14 protein-coding genes are annotated in these 15,157 nt (G+C 48.3%); 10 read left to right on the forward strand and 4 right to left on the reverse strand.

All coding sequences use genetic code 11. The features are described 5' to 3' along the window. The first annotated feature begins 2 nt into the window (after positions 1-2). The 7 genes from K6V26_RS02620 to K6V26_RS02650 all read left to right on the forward strand — a co-directional run bounded on the left by K6V26_RS02620 (position 3) and on the right by K6V26_RS02650 (position 8,439). Positions 3-1,259 carry an ABC transporter permease gene (locus K6V26_RS02620; protein WP_195586047.1) on the forward strand — a complete coding sequence of 419 codons (1,257 nt, stop codon included), beginning with the start codon at positions 3-5 and terminating at the stop codon, positions 1,257-1,259. A gap of 96 nt (positions 1,260-1,355) precedes the next feature. Next, positions 1,356-3,095 (forward strand): AAA family ATPase, encoded by a 1,740-nt coding sequence (locus K6V26_RS02625; RefSeq protein WP_224264532.1) that lies wholly within the window; start codon positions 1,356-1,358, stop codon positions 3,093-3,095. A 262-nt stretch (positions 3,096-3,357) separates the two neighbouring features. Further along, positions 3,358-4,563, forward strand: a complete 1,206-nt coding sequence (locus K6V26_RS02630; RefSeq protein ID WP_262905178.1) for an ABC transporter permease — start codon at positions 3,358-3,360, stop codon at positions 4,561-4,563. Between the two features lie 11 nt (positions 4,564-4,574). Continuing rightward, positions 4,575-5,849 (forward strand): ABC transporter permease, encoded by a 1,275-nt coding sequence (locus K6V26_RS02635; RefSeq protein ID WP_224264533.1) that lies wholly within the window; start codon positions 4,575-4,577, stop codon positions 5,847-5,849. A gap of 15 nt (positions 5,850-5,864) precedes the next feature. Continuing rightward, a complete protein-coding gene (locus tag K6V26_RS02640; RefSeq protein ID WP_224264534.1) occupies positions 5,865-6,542 on the forward strand; it encodes an ABC transporter permease in 678 nt (225 codons plus the stop codon). Further along, positions 6,539-7,156: an ABC transporter permease gene (locus K6V26_RS02645; RefSeq protein ID WP_224264535.1), complete on the forward strand. Its 618-nt coding sequence runs from the start codon at positions 6,539-6,541 to the stop codon at positions 7,154-7,156. Before K6V26_RS02640 ends, K6V26_RS02645 begins: the two co-directional genes overlap by 4 nt. A 20-nt stretch (positions 7,157-7,176) precedes the next feature. Next, positions 7,177-8,439: an ABC transporter permease gene (locus tag K6V26_RS02650; protein WP_224264536.1), complete on the forward strand. Its 1,263-nt coding sequence runs from the start codon at positions 7,177-7,179 to the stop codon at positions 8,437-8,439. A 112-nt stretch (positions 8,440-8,551) separates the two neighbouring features. Here K6V26_RS02650 and K6V26_RS02655 read toward each other — a convergent pair whose 3' ends face one another. From K6V26_RS02655 to K6V26_RS02670, 4 genes are all read right to left on the reverse strand, one after another. Then, a complete protein-coding gene (locus tag K6V26_RS02655) occupies positions 8,552-9,076 on the reverse strand; it encodes a phosphatase PAP2 family protein (protein ID WP_374692926.1) in 525 nt (174 codons plus the stop codon). A gap of 75 nt (positions 9,077-9,151) precedes the next feature. Then, positions 9,152-9,328: a DUF4250 domain-containing protein gene (locus K6V26_RS02660; protein ID WP_010800257.1), complete on the reverse strand. Its 177-nt coding sequence runs from the start codon at positions 9,326-9,328 to the stop codon at positions 9,152-9,154. 96 nt (positions 9,329-9,424) lie between these two features. Further along, positions 9,425-9,802: a diacylglycerol kinase family protein gene (locus K6V26_RS02665; protein ID WP_044245694.1), complete on the reverse strand. Its 378-nt coding sequence runs from the start codon at positions 9,800-9,802 to the stop codon at positions 9,425-9,427. Between the two features lie 37 nt (positions 9,803-9,839). After that, entirely contained in the window at positions 9,840-11,108 is a 1,269-nt protein-coding gene (locus tag K6V26_RS02670) for a DNA recombination protein RmuC (protein WP_007653627.1), read from the reverse strand. Positions 11,109-11,270: 162 nt separating this feature from the next. Here K6V26_RS02670 and tpx point away from each other — a divergent pair, with 162 nt between their 5' ends. From tpx to K6V26_RS02685, 3 genes are all read left to right on the forward strand, one after another. Then, a complete protein-coding gene (gene tpx / locus K6V26_RS02675) occupies positions 11,271-11,777 on the forward strand; it encodes a thiol peroxidase (RefSeq protein ID WP_007653626.1) in 507 nt (168 codons plus the stop codon). Positions 11,778-11,916: 139 nt separating this feature from the next. Then, the gene (locus K6V26_RS02680; protein ID WP_224264537.1) at positions 11,917-13,629 is read left to right on the forward strand and encodes an ATP-binding protein; all 1,713 of its coding nucleotides are present in this window, start codon (positions 11,917-11,919) and stop codon (positions 13,627-13,629) included. A 225-nt stretch (positions 13,630-13,854) separates the two neighbouring features. After that, a complete protein-coding gene (locus tag K6V26_RS02685; protein WP_046147887.1) occupies positions 13,855-15,072 on the forward strand; it encodes an MFS transporter in 1,218 nt (405 codons plus the stop codon). Positions 15,073-15,157 lie beyond the last annotated feature (85 nt).

A 15,157-nucleotide genomic window follows, 5' to 3' on the forward strand; every position in this document is an offset into this window, starting at 1 on the left:
TTATGACAAGTCATTTATTTAAACTGATATATAACCAGCGGCGCAGTAACGGCTGGATCGTTCTCGAACTGTTCCTTATCTTCATCCTGATATGGGTGCTGGTCGATTTCTTTTCCGTACTTTATCTGACAGCGCGTACCCCCGTTGGTGCCGACATTACCGATACCTATCTGGTCAAACTGTCCATGACTCCGCAAAGTAGTCCCTCGTTTATCGCTTACGAAGAGGGCAGCGAAGAACCTTCGCGCAACTTCCAGCGTATCGTCGACCGTATCCGTAACCATCCGGATATCGAATGTCTCTGCCTTGGGCAGTTTTATTATCCGTATTACGGTGGGAGTTCCTCTACGACCTTGTGGAACGATACCCTGAAGACTGGTGCAAATATCTACCACGTAACCAAAGACTATTTCCGTGTTTTCCGCCTCTACGGACTCAATGGGGAGACGCCGCAGGAACTGGGCGAAAGGCTGGGGGAGAAAGTGATTCTTACCCGGCTTGGCGCCCGTCGGTTGTTCCCCGGCGATATTTCACCTGCCGGAAAGAGAGTATATTGGGATGAGAAAGATTCGATCGGATCAGTCGTCATGGCCGTATTGCCCGATATGAAGCAGCATGAGTATACGCGTCCTTTCCCGGTAATAATCAGCCTGATGCCGGAAAATAGCTGGGGGCGGATGAGAGAAAACCGACTCTTCAGTCGTATAGGTATTTGTTTCCGCCTCCGTTCGAATGCTGACAGGCAGGCCTTCGAAGCCTCCTTTAAGGATTGGATGCAGATGGATGCGGGGAATTATTCTTTCTCCTCGATCGTGCCGTTCAAGAAGGTGCGGCAGAATCTGCTCGATGCCTATCATATCTCGGAAACGATACAATACCGTGTCTTGCTGACAGTCTTTTTTCTGCTGAACCTGTTTTTAGGGGTAATCGGTACGTTCTGGTTCCGCATCGAATACCGCCGGGAGGAGCTTGGCCTGCGGATGGCTTTGGGAGCTTCGCGGAGGAAAATACAACAGTGGCTGCTGTGGGAAAGCGTCTGTCTGTTTGCCGTGGCATTCGTGCCTGCCCTGCTGGTTTGCCTGAATATCTATCGGATGGATTTGCTCGCCACGGAGAATATGGACCTGACAGTGGGCCGCTTCTTGCTCGACACCGCGCTGTCGCTATTATTATTGCTGCCGGTGATCCTTCTCGCTACCTGGTATCCTGCACACCGCTCAGCAAAGATCGAGCCGGCTGAGGCGCTGCATTATGAATAGGGGATAGGGAATGTTTGGTATTACTTAAACTTTTTCTGCCTTCTGTCACAATAAATCCGTACATTTGTTCCTGTCGATCAATAAATACAGTCAGATATGGAAGCAAAGAATATACCGTACGGGTTGACAGACTTCGCCCGCATTCAGAGGGATAATTATTACTATGTGGATAAAACACAGTATATCCCCCGGATTGAGCAGGCGGAGTCTTACTTCTTTCTGGCCCGTCCCCGCCGCTTCGGGAAGTCATTGTTTATCAATATGCTAACCTGGTATTATGATATCAATCGTAAAGACCGCTTCGGAGAAGTGTTTGTCGGATGTCACATTCTCGATAACCCGACAGCCGAGCAGGGAAGGTACCAGATCCTGAGTTTTGACTTCTCGGATGTGAACCCGATGCCGGATAAAGTATTCGAGTCGTTCGAACAACATTGTGGCTTTCGCTTTATGGAGTTTGCCGACAACTATGCCCGTTTCTTTGCACCTGGCTTCCGCGACGAACTGATGGCGCAACCTTCGGCCGATGCCAAGTTCGCTTATCTAATTTCAAAGGCAACCACTCTCAATCTTCCTATCTATCTCTTTATTGACGAATATGACAACTTCGCCAATGATATCCTGGCCCGTAAGGGACAGGGTGATTATAATATATTAATAAGTGAGGATAGCTTTTTCCAACGTTTCTTTGCCCGGATTAAGGCGGGGACTATAGGCGATCGGGCGATTAAGCGGGCCTTTATCACCGGCATTTCTCCTATTGTGAGAAAAAGTGTTGGTTTTGGGACGGATATGAGTGACGATGTGTATTTTAACGGACTTATGGGTTTTTATGAGTCTGAATTAACAGATATGCTGGAGTATTATGACTCCGAGCTTTTATTATCTGATCCCATTGACAAGATAATGGAGATTATTACGCTGTGGTGTGGTGGTTGCTGCTTTTCGGAGGATGCTATAAAAGTACGAATATACAATCCGGTGTTGACGCTCTACTTTCTTAATTATTACATACCTCATAAAGAAGTACCTTACCAAATGGTCGACGGAAATGTATATTCCGATTATGCCGGGTTGCGCCATTTTATTCGTACCAATAGGCTATCCGGAATGTATGCCTCCATTATGGAAGAGGTGGTGGGCAACGGGATGATATCTGCCGGAATTGATATCGGTTATCCCGTGGAATCGCTTGTCTGGCCGGATAATTTCAAAAGCCTGCTCTATTACTTCGGTTTGCTGTTTCCCCATGTGGCTGAACATGAGATGCTCATGCTGGGAATTCCAAACTTCACCGTTCGTCATCAAGTTTATTCCCTCTTGATTGAAGCTTACAACGTAAACAATGTTATCCCGCTTGACCTGTCCGCCCTGTCCGATCTGGTAGTGAACATGGCCTACAAAGGCGAATGGGAACCCGTCTTCCGCTATCTCGCCTCTGAATTGGAACGGCAAGACCAGATACGTGACTTTATCGAAGGCGAAGCGCATGTGAAAAGTTTTCTGATGGCTTACCTGGGGATGGTGAACGGTTATATAATACGACCGGAATATGAAGCGACTAAAGGTTATGACGGCTTTTACATGATGCCCGACCGACTTCATCAGCCGCTCATCGCTTACAGCTATATTGTTAAAGTGACATATCTTAGGGTTGCCGCCTCCGACGGCGATTTTGAAGACCTGCGCAACGAGGCCGTCGGACAGTTGCAGCGCTATGCTGCCGACCCATTGGTGGCACAGACCAAATACTTGACGCAGCTGGGACTGATTTTGCTTATCTTTAGAGGCAAGTATTTGGAGCTCTGTGAGAAGGTTGAGTTGCCTGTGCGATAGTTTTTGATGGCGGTTATCAGCTTCTGCTTATAGTGTTCGATATTGGAACGAGTGTTCAGTATTGAACACTGTTGGGTTTGTGTTAATCTCTTATATTCAGTTTGTTATATTTGTGGCACGGCATTTGCTTTTAGTCCGGCATAACAAATAAAACCGTATCATGTATAAACAATACTTCAAACAAGCCTGGAACCTGATGAGGCAAAACCGCTTCTACAGCGGGGTGTATATCATCGGGACGGGACTTGCCATTTCGATGGTGATGGTGATAGCGATCGTGTACCATATCCGTACAGCTGACATCACACCTGAAGTGCACCGCGGCAAATACTTGTATATCGACCAGATGAAATATGAACGGGGGAAAGGAAACAGTAACTTTTTCTGGGGCGTCCGTTCGGCCAAAGAATGCCTGATGCCGTTGAAGTCGGCAAAGGAGGTGGCGCTTATGACCAATACGGCCATCACCAGCCTGCTTTATGGCGACACCTATGTGCAGATTCCCGGGGGAGACGACCCCCAGAAGGTGCAGGTGATGGGTACGAACAATAGCTTCTGGCGCCTCTTCTCTTTTTCTTTCGTCGAAGGGAAACCGTTCAGTGAGGAGGAGTTCCAGTCGGGTTTCCCCCGGGTGGTCGTTTCCGAATCGCTGGCACGCCGTATCTTTTCGACGGCGACCGGCGTGACGGGGAAAAGTATCCTGCTGGACGATACCGAATATTCCGTTAGCGGCGTGGTGAAGGATGTCTCCGCCGTGACTCCCTCCGTGTATGCCGATATGTGGGTGCCTTATACCTCGATGCCGTTGGTCATGGGGGCTTCCGACGAGCGCGATGTATCGGTCGGCTTGCTGACGGTCTGTATCCTGCCTGCCGACGGGATGGGAGTCGACGAGGTGAGCCGTGAACTGGAAGAGATGATCGACCGCTATAATACGACCCTGGCCGACGGAAAGCTCAGTATGATGAACGGGGTGGAGACGCATCTGACACATGTGATCCGCCAGTTTGTGATGGGCGGTTCCGTGACGGCAGTTTACCTGATGCTCCTGTTTCTGATCTTTCTTTTCCTGCTGATTCCGGCGCTGAACCTGTCCGGCCTGAACGCTTCGCGGATGCAGGACCGCATCTCCGAACTGGGGGTGCGGAAGGCTTTCGGGGCGCGTAAGAACCGGCTGCTGACGCAGATACTGATCGAGAACCTGTTGCTGATGCTGCCGGGCGGATTGGTCGGGCTGCTGGTATCGTATGGGATGGTGGCGCTCTTTCAGCAGTTGCTGCTTACGCCGGGTATCATTGCGATGGTGCAGGGCAGTGTGCAGACGGAGCTGACAGTCGGGATGCTGCTGAGTCCGGCGGTGTTCGGCTATGCTTTCGGGGTCTGCTTCCTGCTGAACCTGATGTCGTCGATGATCCCTGCCTGGCGTGCGATCCGTGTGAATATTACTGAGTCGTTAAACCACTATTAAAAGGAATAGATATGCTGTTACATATACTGAAACTGATCAAGACACAACGCCGCAGCAATACCTGGGTGTTTATAGAACTGCTTGTTGTCTTCGTACTGCTCTGGTACGCCGTCGACCGGATGACGATGAGCCGGATCACACAGGCGCAACCGATGGGATACTCGTTTGAGGATGTCTATAAGGTGACGCTGGCTGTGCGCCCTTCCACCAGCGCTTCCTATATTGCCTACGAACAGGGGAGCCAGGGGGCGGGAGAGGATTTCATGCGTATCATCCGCCAGTTGGAGGCGCATCCCGACGTGCAGGTGGTAGGCCTGGCGAACGAGGCTTCGATGCCTTATACCTATATGTCCAATTCGGGTACTTATTTTCAGGAGAAAGACTCTCTTTTCCGTACTGCTCTCGACTTCAGCGTTACGCCCGGTTATTTCCGTGTGTTCGATATACATACGACCGATGGCGGTTCGCCGGACGAACTGGCTTCCGCTATTCAGGAAGGTATCCTGCTCAGTGAGCCGATGGCAATGAAATGTTTCAGCTCGACCCAGGTGGACGGCCGGGAGTTGCTAATCCTTCAGGATGATACCCTGCGTTATCGTGTGAAGGGAGTGACGGAAGCCGTTAAGCGGGAAGAGTTCAGCCAGCCGCCTTCGATTGTCTTTAAAGAGATGAAAGAGCGGAGCATCCTGCGGATGAGTGAACAGGAGCTGGGGAAGATGCAGATCTGTTTCCGTGTCCGTCCGAATGCCGCGTCGGAGAGTGCTTCCGAATATGCCGTCCGTTTTAAGAAAGAGATGAAGCACCGGCTGGCGGCAGGCAATTTCTGGCTGGCTAACGTGCAATATTATCCCGATGTGCGTACGAACTATCTGGAGACTTCGATGAATACGAGCGGGGGAAAGCTGGACATTGCGATCAACATATTTCTGCTGATCAATGTATTCCTGGCTGTGATCGGGACGTTCTGGTTCCGTGTGAACCGCCGCCGTAACGAGTTGGGGCTTCGCATGGCCGTCGGTTCCAGTCGCCGCCGCCTGCAACAGTTGCTTATCGGCGAAGGATTGATGATACTGACCATAACTGCCGTACCCGCCTTGCTGATCTGTGTGAACGTGGCCTTTGCCGGCCTGCTGAGTACGGAGGTGATGGAGGTGACTGTCGGCCGCCTGTTGCTTGTCAGCCTGCTGACCTGGTTGTTGCTGGCCGTTACCATCACATTGGCTATCTGGTATCCGTCCCGTAAGGCGGCTCGTCTCGAACCGGCGGAAGCCTTGCATTACGAATAAACAAATACTGACATTATGTATAAAATCTATTTAAAACAAGCACTTGCCATGCTGAAGGAGAACAAACTCCTGGCCTTGATCTCTATCCTGGGGACGGCATTGGCTATCTGCCTGATCATGGTGATGGTGATCACGTATCAGGTACGTGTCGAAAACTATTCTCCCGAGGACAACCGCGACCGGACGATGTATGTGCGGTGGGGCGGACGGACCTATAAAGGGGAGCAGTACGGGAACGGTTATCTTTCCTTGCGTACGGTCAAAGCGTGTTTCCTACCGTTGAAAACACTCGAGGCTGTGTCGTTTATCTCTCCCTGCCGCAGCTTGCTGGCTTCTTTGCCGGGCGGGAAGGAGAAGAAAGATTGCCTGATGATGTTTACCGACGATGTGTTCTGGAAGGTCTTCAACTTCGAATTTATATCCGGCAGTCCGTATACGAAAGAGGAAGTGTCTTCGGGTATAAAGAAGGTAGTCATCAGCGAGTCGACCGCCCGCCGGTTATATGGCACGGCCGATGCTGCCGGCAAAACGATTATGATCGCTTATAAGCCTTACACGGTTGGCGGGGTGGTAAAGGATATTTCTACAATTGCCAAAGCGGCATATGCGGAGGCGTGGATTCCTTATACGGCTTCGGCTGCCGATTTGAGCGATGATTCCTGGGCGGAGAATATAACGGATGGTTCCAGGTGATTATCCTGGCCCGTTCGGCATCCGATTTCGATACAATCAGGAAAGAAATAAGCAACCTGCAAGCGCAATATAACAGTTCGTTGAAGGATTATAAGCTCGTATTATACGACCAGCCGGATACACAGCTTGAATTGGAGATTAAAGGAGTGAGGGCTATCGGACCTGACAAGACAAGGACGATCGTGCAGTATTTGCTGATTATCGTGATTCTGCTGTTGGTGCCTGCAATCAATCTTTCCGGCATGACCTTGTCACGGATGCGCAGCCGTCTGCCGGAGATTGGCATACGCAAGGCGTTCGGAGCGACCAAAGGCCGTCTGCTGGTGCAGATACTGTCGGAGAATATGTTTCTGACCTTGCTGGGTGGGGTGGTCGGACTGCTCTTCTCTTACATTGCCATCTTTTTGTTGCGAACCTGGTTGCTGAGTAATAGCTTCGGCTCCATCTCTTCCGTGTTCGGAGGGACACCGATGCTGTCTGTTTCTGAGTTGCTTAATCCGGTGATATTCCTCTATGCATTCCTGTTCTGCCTGATACTGAACCTGCTGTCTGCCGGAATACCTGCTTACCGGATGTCGCGCAAAGAGGTGGTAGAAGCTTTGAATGAAAACTAAACCGTTAAAATAGTACGAAGATGATCAAACATATCATTAAATTAATATGGAACCAGCGGAAAAGTAATAGCTGGTTGTTGGGGGAATTGTTACTTGTGACGGTTTGCCTGTGGTATATTGTAGATTATTTGCTGGTCGTATTATATACGTTCAGTGCACCGGTCGGTTTCGACCTCGACCATACCTATAAGTTTGAGTTTAACGCCCGGGAAGAGGGGGCCGAAGGGTATTTGACACCTGGGGAACACTCCGCCAAAGCCGGTGAAGATTTGTGGGAGGCGATGGAGCGTATACGCAGGATGCCGGGCGTTGAAGAAGTGGCTTTATCCAGGTTTGGCGTTCCTTATAATAGCATGGATAATTACCAGCCTCTTCGCCGGGATACGCTTTCGGATGCTGTTTCCTGCCGTATTCAGTTTGTTACTCCGGAGTATTTCGATGTATATCGTATCGGTTCCGCTATTTCCGGAAATCCTGAAGAACTGAAAGAGGGGATAGGCGGTAGGAAGGTTATTATAACCCGGGATGCGGCAGAGAGGCTTTTTCCGGAGAAAAGTGTAAAGGACGCAGTAAAACAGACTGTTTATACAAATAATAATTCCGGAACGATGACCATCGGCGGAATTAGCCAGGAGGTCCGCCGGTCGGAATTTAGCAAGGTGGGAGCAAGGATTTATATTAACCAAAGTGAGGCAGAGGTAAAGACCGTCTCGGCAGAGATGTTACCCTGGATGGAAGTATCCGTGCGGGTTAAACCGGAAGCCGACAGGAACTTTGCCGATACATTTATGCAGGAGAAGAGTGACCAGGTGGAGATTGGTAACCTCTACCTTCAGAATATTATCCCGCTTTCCAATATAAGGGAAGATGCTTTGCGGGACGGAAAAGGGGAGATGAAAACGCGTTTGTCCATCCTGCTCTTCCTGCTGGTGAATATCTTTTTGGGGATTGTCGGTACTTTCTGGTTCCGTACCCGTCAGCGGCAGGGGGAAATGGGACTCCGGATGGCATTAGGGGCTACCCGGGGGCAGTTGAGAATGACGGTGTTGGGCGAGGGACTCGTGTTGCTGATGCTTGCGTTTATTCCGGCCGTTGTCATCTGTCTGAATATTGCTTTTGCCAATCTGATCGATTTGAACCTGATGGATAACAGCCTCCTGCGTTTTGCGGGAGGGATGCTGGTCACTTTCCTGCTGATCGCCGGGATGATTATTGCCGGTATTTGGTATCCGGCCAACGAAGCGGCACAGCTGCAACCGGCAGATGCTTTACATTACGAATGATTAAAACCTCAAAGAATATAGAGTTAGTCACATATAGACTTGTAATTAAGCCCGGATTTGTAGCGAGTACACGTCCGGGCTGCTTTTTTCTATTCCGTTATATCAGTTATGCTCAGAAGGTCATGGAAGCATAAATGCCGAAATGTTTGTCACCGGCCAGCGGACTGAGGGTCAGGTTGTGCTTTTGGGCAAACGGACGGGTGAAGATATAGGCACTGCCGATACCCATGGCGGCTCCGGCGGCCACATCCCACCAGTCGTGCTTCTTGGCATACGTACGGCTCCATCCCACATAGGTCGCTACGGCATACGCCGGGATACCCCATTTCCAACCGTAACGGCGCTGGATAAAAGCAGCGCCTGTAAACGATACGGAGGTATGCATGGAAGGAAACGAATGGTTGTCGCTGCCGTCGGGACGTTCTTTCTTTACCAGGTACTTCAGTGCATAGGTCATGCCGACCGTACTTACACCGGCCAGTGCACCCTGTTTCAATCCCTGCCAGTCCTGAAGGATCAGCACGGTTGCCAGGCTCGCCGCAGGAGTAAGGCAGGCCAGCACGTCGCCCGATTTACGGACGGCATTACGGCTGCCGCTTAGTTTGACTTCTTGTGCATGGCTGTTGAAGCAGACCATGAATGCCAGAAGAAAGGTAAAAAGATAGGTCGTTCGTTTCATATTTTCTTTGTTGATGCAAAGTAGAAACGGAAGTTACCAGAACTTATTGTTTTCAGCACTGTATTCAAAGCCGGCAACGGCAAGTTTATGGACAAGCATGTCCTTGTCTACGTCCATCTTACGGCATAATTCATCAAGGGATGCATATTTGTCGCGCAGTTTCATGTTAACTACGCTGAAAAGCATCGTCGGGTCTTCGGGAAGTTTCATTGTTATGTGTAATTAAAATTAATAGTGAATATTTGAAATAACTATTGTTTGTTCTGTTTTGTTTAAAATGTTCTGTTTTGTTTAAAACGTACGGATTCAACATAAAGCAATCAGCTTGGGAAAAAAGATGATTCCGCCTACTATTGCGGCGGCAATAGCCATTAACAATACGGCTCCGGCTGCCAGGTCTTTGGTCCGTTTGATTGCTTCGCTATATTCGGGCGATACAAAGTCGGCAATAGCTTCCAAGGCTGAGTTGACGGCTTCGGCTGCCAGCACGACACCGATCACGATTACGACAGCAACCCATTCCATGCGCGACAACCCCAGAAGAACACCGGCAATCACCACGCATACAGCTGCAAAACAATGTATCCAGGCATTATGTTCCTTCGTGATCAACAAACGTATCCCGTTGAACGCATACCGGAAACTCCGTAGCCGTTTGCGGAAAGTAAAGCCATCATTCTTCATATATCCATTCTGTTGAGATGGCAAAGATAGGTATTTTTTATGATTCTTCCTCTTCCTCCGTCAACGGTCCCAATTCCGGTATGATTGCACGGGCTTCACGGCCGCTCAGGGTGTCTACGTCTTTCAGCTTGCGTTGGATGGCGCGGGTACGGGTTCCGAGTACTTCTTCTATCTGGCCGCTGGCCGTTTGCAGGTTCTTCTGCGCTTTTTCCAGCATGCCGCCTACCTTTTCGAACTCTTTCTTTACCGCACCGAGTATGGTCCATACTTCGCCGGAATGTTTCTGGATGGCCAGTGTGCGGAAACCCATTTGCAGGCTGTTCAGGATAGCGGCAAGGGTGGTAGGACCGGTTACGACAACTTTATAGGTCCGTTGCAATTCATCCAGCAGGGCGGAGCGGCGCACTACTTCTGCATAAATGCCTTCGAAGGGAAGGAACATAATGCCGAAATCGGTCGTTGCGGGGGGAGCCAGGTATTTGTCGGAAATGTCTTTTGCCATCTTTTTAATGGTTGTTTCGAGCAGCTTGCCTGCCGTTTCGATAGCCTGCGGGTCGGCATTGTCGTAAGCGTCCAGCAATTGTTCGTAGATATCTTTGGGAAATTTGGCGTCGATGGGGAGGTAAACGTATTCGCGGATATCGTCGCGCCCCGGGAGCTTGACGGCAAATTCCACGACCGCGTCCGAACCTTTGCGGGTGTGTACGTTCGCTTCGTATTGTTCCGGTGCCAGAATTTGTTCCAGCAACATGCTCAGTTGTATTTCTCCGATGTTTCCTCGTGTCTTCACATTGCTCAGTACTCGTTTCAGGCCGCCAACGTCCTGCGCCAGTGTCTGCATTTCCCCTAAACCTTTCTGCACGCTTTCCAGTTGTTCGGTAACGAGGCGGAAAGACTGGCCGATGCGGTCGTTCAGTGTCTTCTGCAATTTCTCGTCTACCGTGACGCGGATTTCATCCAGGCGCTTTTCGGTGTTGGCAACCAGCAGGCGCTGCTGTTCGTCGAGGTTGGCGAACTTCTCCCGTTGGAGGTTGTTGAAAGAAGCGATGCCCCGGTCGAAAGCCTCCCTGAATTCGTTCATGGAGCGGGTCAGTTCTTCCCGGTTGTCGCGGGCAACGATACGGCCCTCTTCGCGGTTCAGCCGGAAGTCTTCCCGGAAGTTTTTTTCAATGCGTTCGAAAGAACGTTGCATTTCATCGAGCAAGCGTTTCAGTTCGTTTTGTGTATCGGATTTATCCTCTTTCGGGCGGAATAAGATTTGTAAAACAATGATAATAAGAAGTCCGCAAATAATTAACCAGTTCATGTCGTTCTATTTTGCGGCAAAGATAGAAAAACAGTTCTTAGGGCAAGTGATTAAAAAGAGTTAAAAGGAAAAACATTCTTCATTAACGTTTGTTTTAGTCATACAAAGCGGCCTATATTTGTACGTCGCTTTTTAGTAACAAAAATATAAAATACTACAAAGATGGCAAAGATAACATTTAAAGGTAATCTGGAAGTAAATACAAACGGAACATTACCGGCAGTCGGAGCAGAGGCTCCCGATTTCAAAGGAGTAAAAAGTGACTTATCTGAATTATCACTGAAAGAACTGAAAGGAAAGAACGTTGTAATCAATGTTTTTCCGAGTTTGGATACAGCCGTATGTGCTGCTTCGGTGAGACGTTTCAACAAAGAAGCTGCTTCTTTGCCAAATACTGTGGTGTTGGCTGTATCGAAAGATTTGCCTTTTGCGCACGGACGCTTCTGTACTACGGAAGGTATTGATAAAGTGATTACACTTTCTGCATTCCGCTGTTCGTGCTTTGAAGATAAGTACGGGATGCTGATGGTTGACGGTCCGCTGAAAGGGTTACTGGCCCGTGGCGTGATAGTAGTCGACGAAGCAGGCAAGGTGGTATATGAGGAACTGGTTCCTGAAATTACCAACGAACCGAATTACGAAGCCGCAATCGCTTCGCTAAAAAACTAATTAAGTAGATTATTGTTTTTCATTGGTTAAAGTTAAGGGTTAGTGTAGAAGGCTGTCGGATGTGAATCCCGCAGCCTTCGTTTTGTTGTACCGAAAACTTTCGTACCTTTGCTCTTGTTGAATATAAAACAAAGCGAGTATGGCTACAATGACGATACCTTATGCAGTTGCCGATTTCGTCGATTTACGCGAACGTGGTTTTTATTATGTGGATAAGACCAACTATATCAGTAAACTGGAATATTATAATGCCCCTGTTTTCCTCCGCCCGCGCCGTTTTGGCAAGAGTCTGCTTATCTCTACGCTGGCCTGTTATTATGATCGTACCAGGGCGGCACGCTTTGATGAACTTTTCGGTGGAACCTGGATCGGTAGCCATCCTACCCCGGAACATAACCAATATATGATTGTGCGCTATGACTTCTCAAAGATGGTAATGGCGAACGATATGGACGGATTGGAACGGAACTTCAATGATTTGAATTGTATTCCGGTCGAGATTATGGTGACACATAACCGGGATTTGTTCGGCGACTTTCAGTTTACTACTAAAGGTAATGCCTCAAAAATGTTGGAAGAAGCTTTAGGATATGCCCGTGAACATGGCTTGCCTAAAGTCTACGTGCTGATAGACGAATACGATAATTTCACCAACCAGCTGCTTACAGCTTACAACGATCCGCTGTATGAACAGGTGACTACTAAAGACAGTTTCCTTCGCACCTTCTTTAAAGTGATAAAGGCAGGTATCGGTGAAGGAAGCATCCGCACCTGTTTCTGTACCGGCGTATTGCCCGTCACAATGGACGACTTGACCAGTGGTTACAATATAGCCGAAATATTGACCCTGGAACCTTCATTCTTGAATATGCTTGGTTTTACGTATGCGGAAACGGAAACGTATTTGCGTTATGTGCTCGATAAGTATGTGGGCAGCCAGGACCGTTATGACGAGATATGGCAACTTATCGTAAACAACTACGATGGCTATCGCTTTAAACCGAAAGCCGAACGGTTGTTTAATGCCACTATCCTGACCTATTTCTTTAAGAAATTTGCTGTCAATGGCGGCAGTATTCCCGAAGAAATGGTTGATGAGAACCTCCGTACGGATATCAACTGGATCCGCCGTTTGACTATGTCGCTCGACAATGCGAAAGCGATGCTCGACGCGCTGATTATCGATGATGAACTGGCCTATAACGTAGCCGACCTGTCCAGCAAATTCAACAAGCAAAAGTTCTTCAACAAAGAGTTTTATCCGATCAGCCTGTTCTATCTGGGTATGACTACGATCAGAGATAACTATGTGACATCGCTTCCGAATATGACTATGCGCAGTGTCTATATGGATTATTACAACGATTTGAACCGTATAGAAGGAAATGCACAACGTTATGTGCCTACCTACCGGAAATATGACGGCGACCGCCGCCTGGAACCGCTCGTGCAGAATTATTTCGAACAATACCTCGGACAGTTCCCCGCCCAGGTCTTTGATAAAATAAATGAAAACTTCATCCGTTGTTCATTCTATGAATTGGTTTCTCGTTATCTGAGTAATTGTTACACCTTTGCCATTGAGCAAAACAATTCGGTGGGGCGTTCCGATTTCGAGATGACCGGTATTCCCGGCACGGATTATTATACCGACGACCGTGTCGTAGAGTTCAAATACTTCAAGGCTAAAGATGCCGAAAAGATGTTGGAATTTTCAGATCCCCGACCTGAAGATGTGGAGCAGGTGAAGAAGTACGCCGATGATACCCGCCGGAAATTCCCCAATTATCAGGTACGCCAGTATATTGTATATATCTGCGCCAACCGCTGGTGGAAATGCTGGGAGGTATAGCGAAAAAACAACATCGTTATTAATCATCGTTTGGTAATTCATATTTTATTCGTATACTTGCAGAAAATAAAATAATCTTTATGTGTTCAATAACTTCTAAATCAGGCATCATTTATTTGGTGTGATAAACGGATAAGATCCTTTTGTCTTCTGAGTTTATATTGCCGATTTCCCGGAACCGTGGGGGAATCCTGTATCTATTATTGTTATATTATAAAAGAAGTTATGAATAACTGGAAAAAAGTATTCGCCATTATATGGACCGGTCAGTTCTTCTCTATCCTGACCAGTTCAATCGTTAATTTTGCAATCATCCTATGGCTTAGTTTTGAAACGAAATCGGCAGAAGTGTTGGCTTTTGCTGCCATAGCAGCCATGCTTCCGCAATCAGTATTGGGACTGTTTACCGGTATCTTTATCGACCGTTGGAAAAGGAAGCGGGTGATGATACTGGCAGATAGCTTTATCGCTTTCTGTACATTGATCCTGGCTGTCCTGTTCTACCTGGATATAGCGAAGATCGAACATATTTATATTTTGTTGGCTTTACGTTCGGTAGGTTCGGCTTTTCATATGCCGGCCATGCAGGCGTCGGTCCCTTTGCTGGCTCCGAAGTCGGAACTGATTCGTATTGCCGGCATCAACCAGATTATCCAGTCTGCCTGTAATATTGCCGGGCCGGCCCTGGCTGCGCTTTTCATCTCTTTTATGGAGATGACGAATATCTTGCTGCTGGATGTGATTGGTGCGGCTCTGGCATGTACTTCACTCTTGTTTGTGAAAATCCCCGATCCGGATAATACGGAAAAAACGCAGAAAGTACATCTCTTGAAAGAAGCGAAGGAAGCCTTGACAGAGGTCCGTGCACAAAACGGATTGTCGTGGTTGTTTATCCTTTCTATCATTGCTACCTTCTTTATTATGCCGGTCAGTGTTTTGTTTCCGTTGATGACGTTGGACCATTATTCAGGGAATGCTTTTCAGATCAGTCTGGTTGAAGCAGCCTGGGGAATAGGCGCCTTGCTGGGCGGTGCTTTTCTGGGGATGAAGAAGTTTAAGCTGAATGAGATTTCATTGATAAACTGGATGTATATCCTGTTGGGAGTTACGTTCGGACTGTCCGGTATTCTGCCGGTTTCAGGTTACCCGTTGTTTGTCGTATTGACGGCGGTCGGCGGTATATCCGGTTCTCTTTATATGGCCTCCTTTACGACGGTGGTACAGACACGTATCAATCCGGTGGTGATGGGACGTGTGTTCTCGTTTTATATGAGTGTTAGTCTGTTGCCTTCGATGATCGGATTGTTGAGTACCGGATTTCTGGCGGATACGATCGGTATTGGAAATACATTTATCATCGGTGGAGGACTGGTGGGAATGATCGGATTGATCTCGTTTGCTTTGCCAGCCATAAAAGAATTGAAGAAGGGATTTGATAAGTAGTAAAAGGTCTCACTATGGCACACTTATCCGTGTTCATCTGCTTAATCTGTGGCATCTGTGTGCCATAGTGAGACTTTTGTAACAT

This window comes from Parabacteroides goldsteinii (genome assembly GCF_020091425.1).
GTDB classification, from domain to species: domain Bacteria; phylum Bacteroidota; class Bacteroidia; order Bacteroidales; family Tannerellaceae; genus Parabacteroides; species Parabacteroides goldsteinii.

Coding starts and splice junctions, on each gene's coding strand:
- K6V26_RS02680 (WP_224264537.1), top strand. CDS start 11,917: ATGGCTACAATGACGATACCTTATGCAGTTGCCGATTTCGTCGATTTA.
- K6V26_RS02635 (WP_224264533.1), top strand. CDS start 4,575: ATGCTGTTACATATACTGAAACTGATCAAGACACAACGCCGCAGCAAT.
- K6V26_RS02655 (WP_374692926.1), bottom strand. CDS start 9,076: ATGGTCTGCTTCAACAGCCATGCACAAGAAGTCAAACTAAGCGGCAGC.
- K6V26_RS02670 (WP_007653627.1), bottom strand. CDS start 11,108: ATGAACTGGTTAATTATTTGCGGACTTCTTATTATCATTGTTTTACAA.
- K6V26_RS02620 (WP_195586047.1), top strand. CDS start 3: ATGACAAGTCATTTATTTAAACTGATATATAACCAGCGGCGCAGTAAC.
- K6V26_RS02625 (WP_224264532.1), top strand. CDS start 1,356: ATGGAAGCAAAGAATATACCGTACGGGTTGACAGACTTCGCCCGCATT.
- tpx (WP_007653626.1), top strand. CDS start 11,271: ATGGCAAAGATAACATTTAAAGGTAATCTGGAAGTAAATACAAACGGA.
- K6V26_RS02640 (WP_224264534.1), top strand. CDS start 5,865: ATGTATAAAATCTATTTAAAACAAGCACTTGCCATGCTGAAGGAGAAC.
- K6V26_RS02685 (WP_046147887.1), top strand. CDS start 13,855: ATGAATAACTGGAAAAAAGTATTCGCCATTATATGGACCGGTCAGTTC.
- K6V26_RS02650 (WP_224264536.1), top strand. CDS start 7,177: ATGATCAAACATATCATTAAATTAATATGGAACCAGCGGAAAAGTAAT.
- K6V26_RS02660 (WP_010800257.1), bottom strand. CDS start 9,328: ATGAAACTTCCCGAAGACCCGACGATGCTTTTCAGCGTAGTTAACATG.
- K6V26_RS02665 (WP_044245694.1), bottom strand. CDS start 9,802: ATGAAGAATGATGGCTTTACTTTCCGCAAACGGCTACGGAGTTTCCGG.
- K6V26_RS02630 (WP_262905178.1), top strand. CDS start 3,358: ATGGTGATAGCGATCGTGTACCATATCCGTACAGCTGACATCACACCT.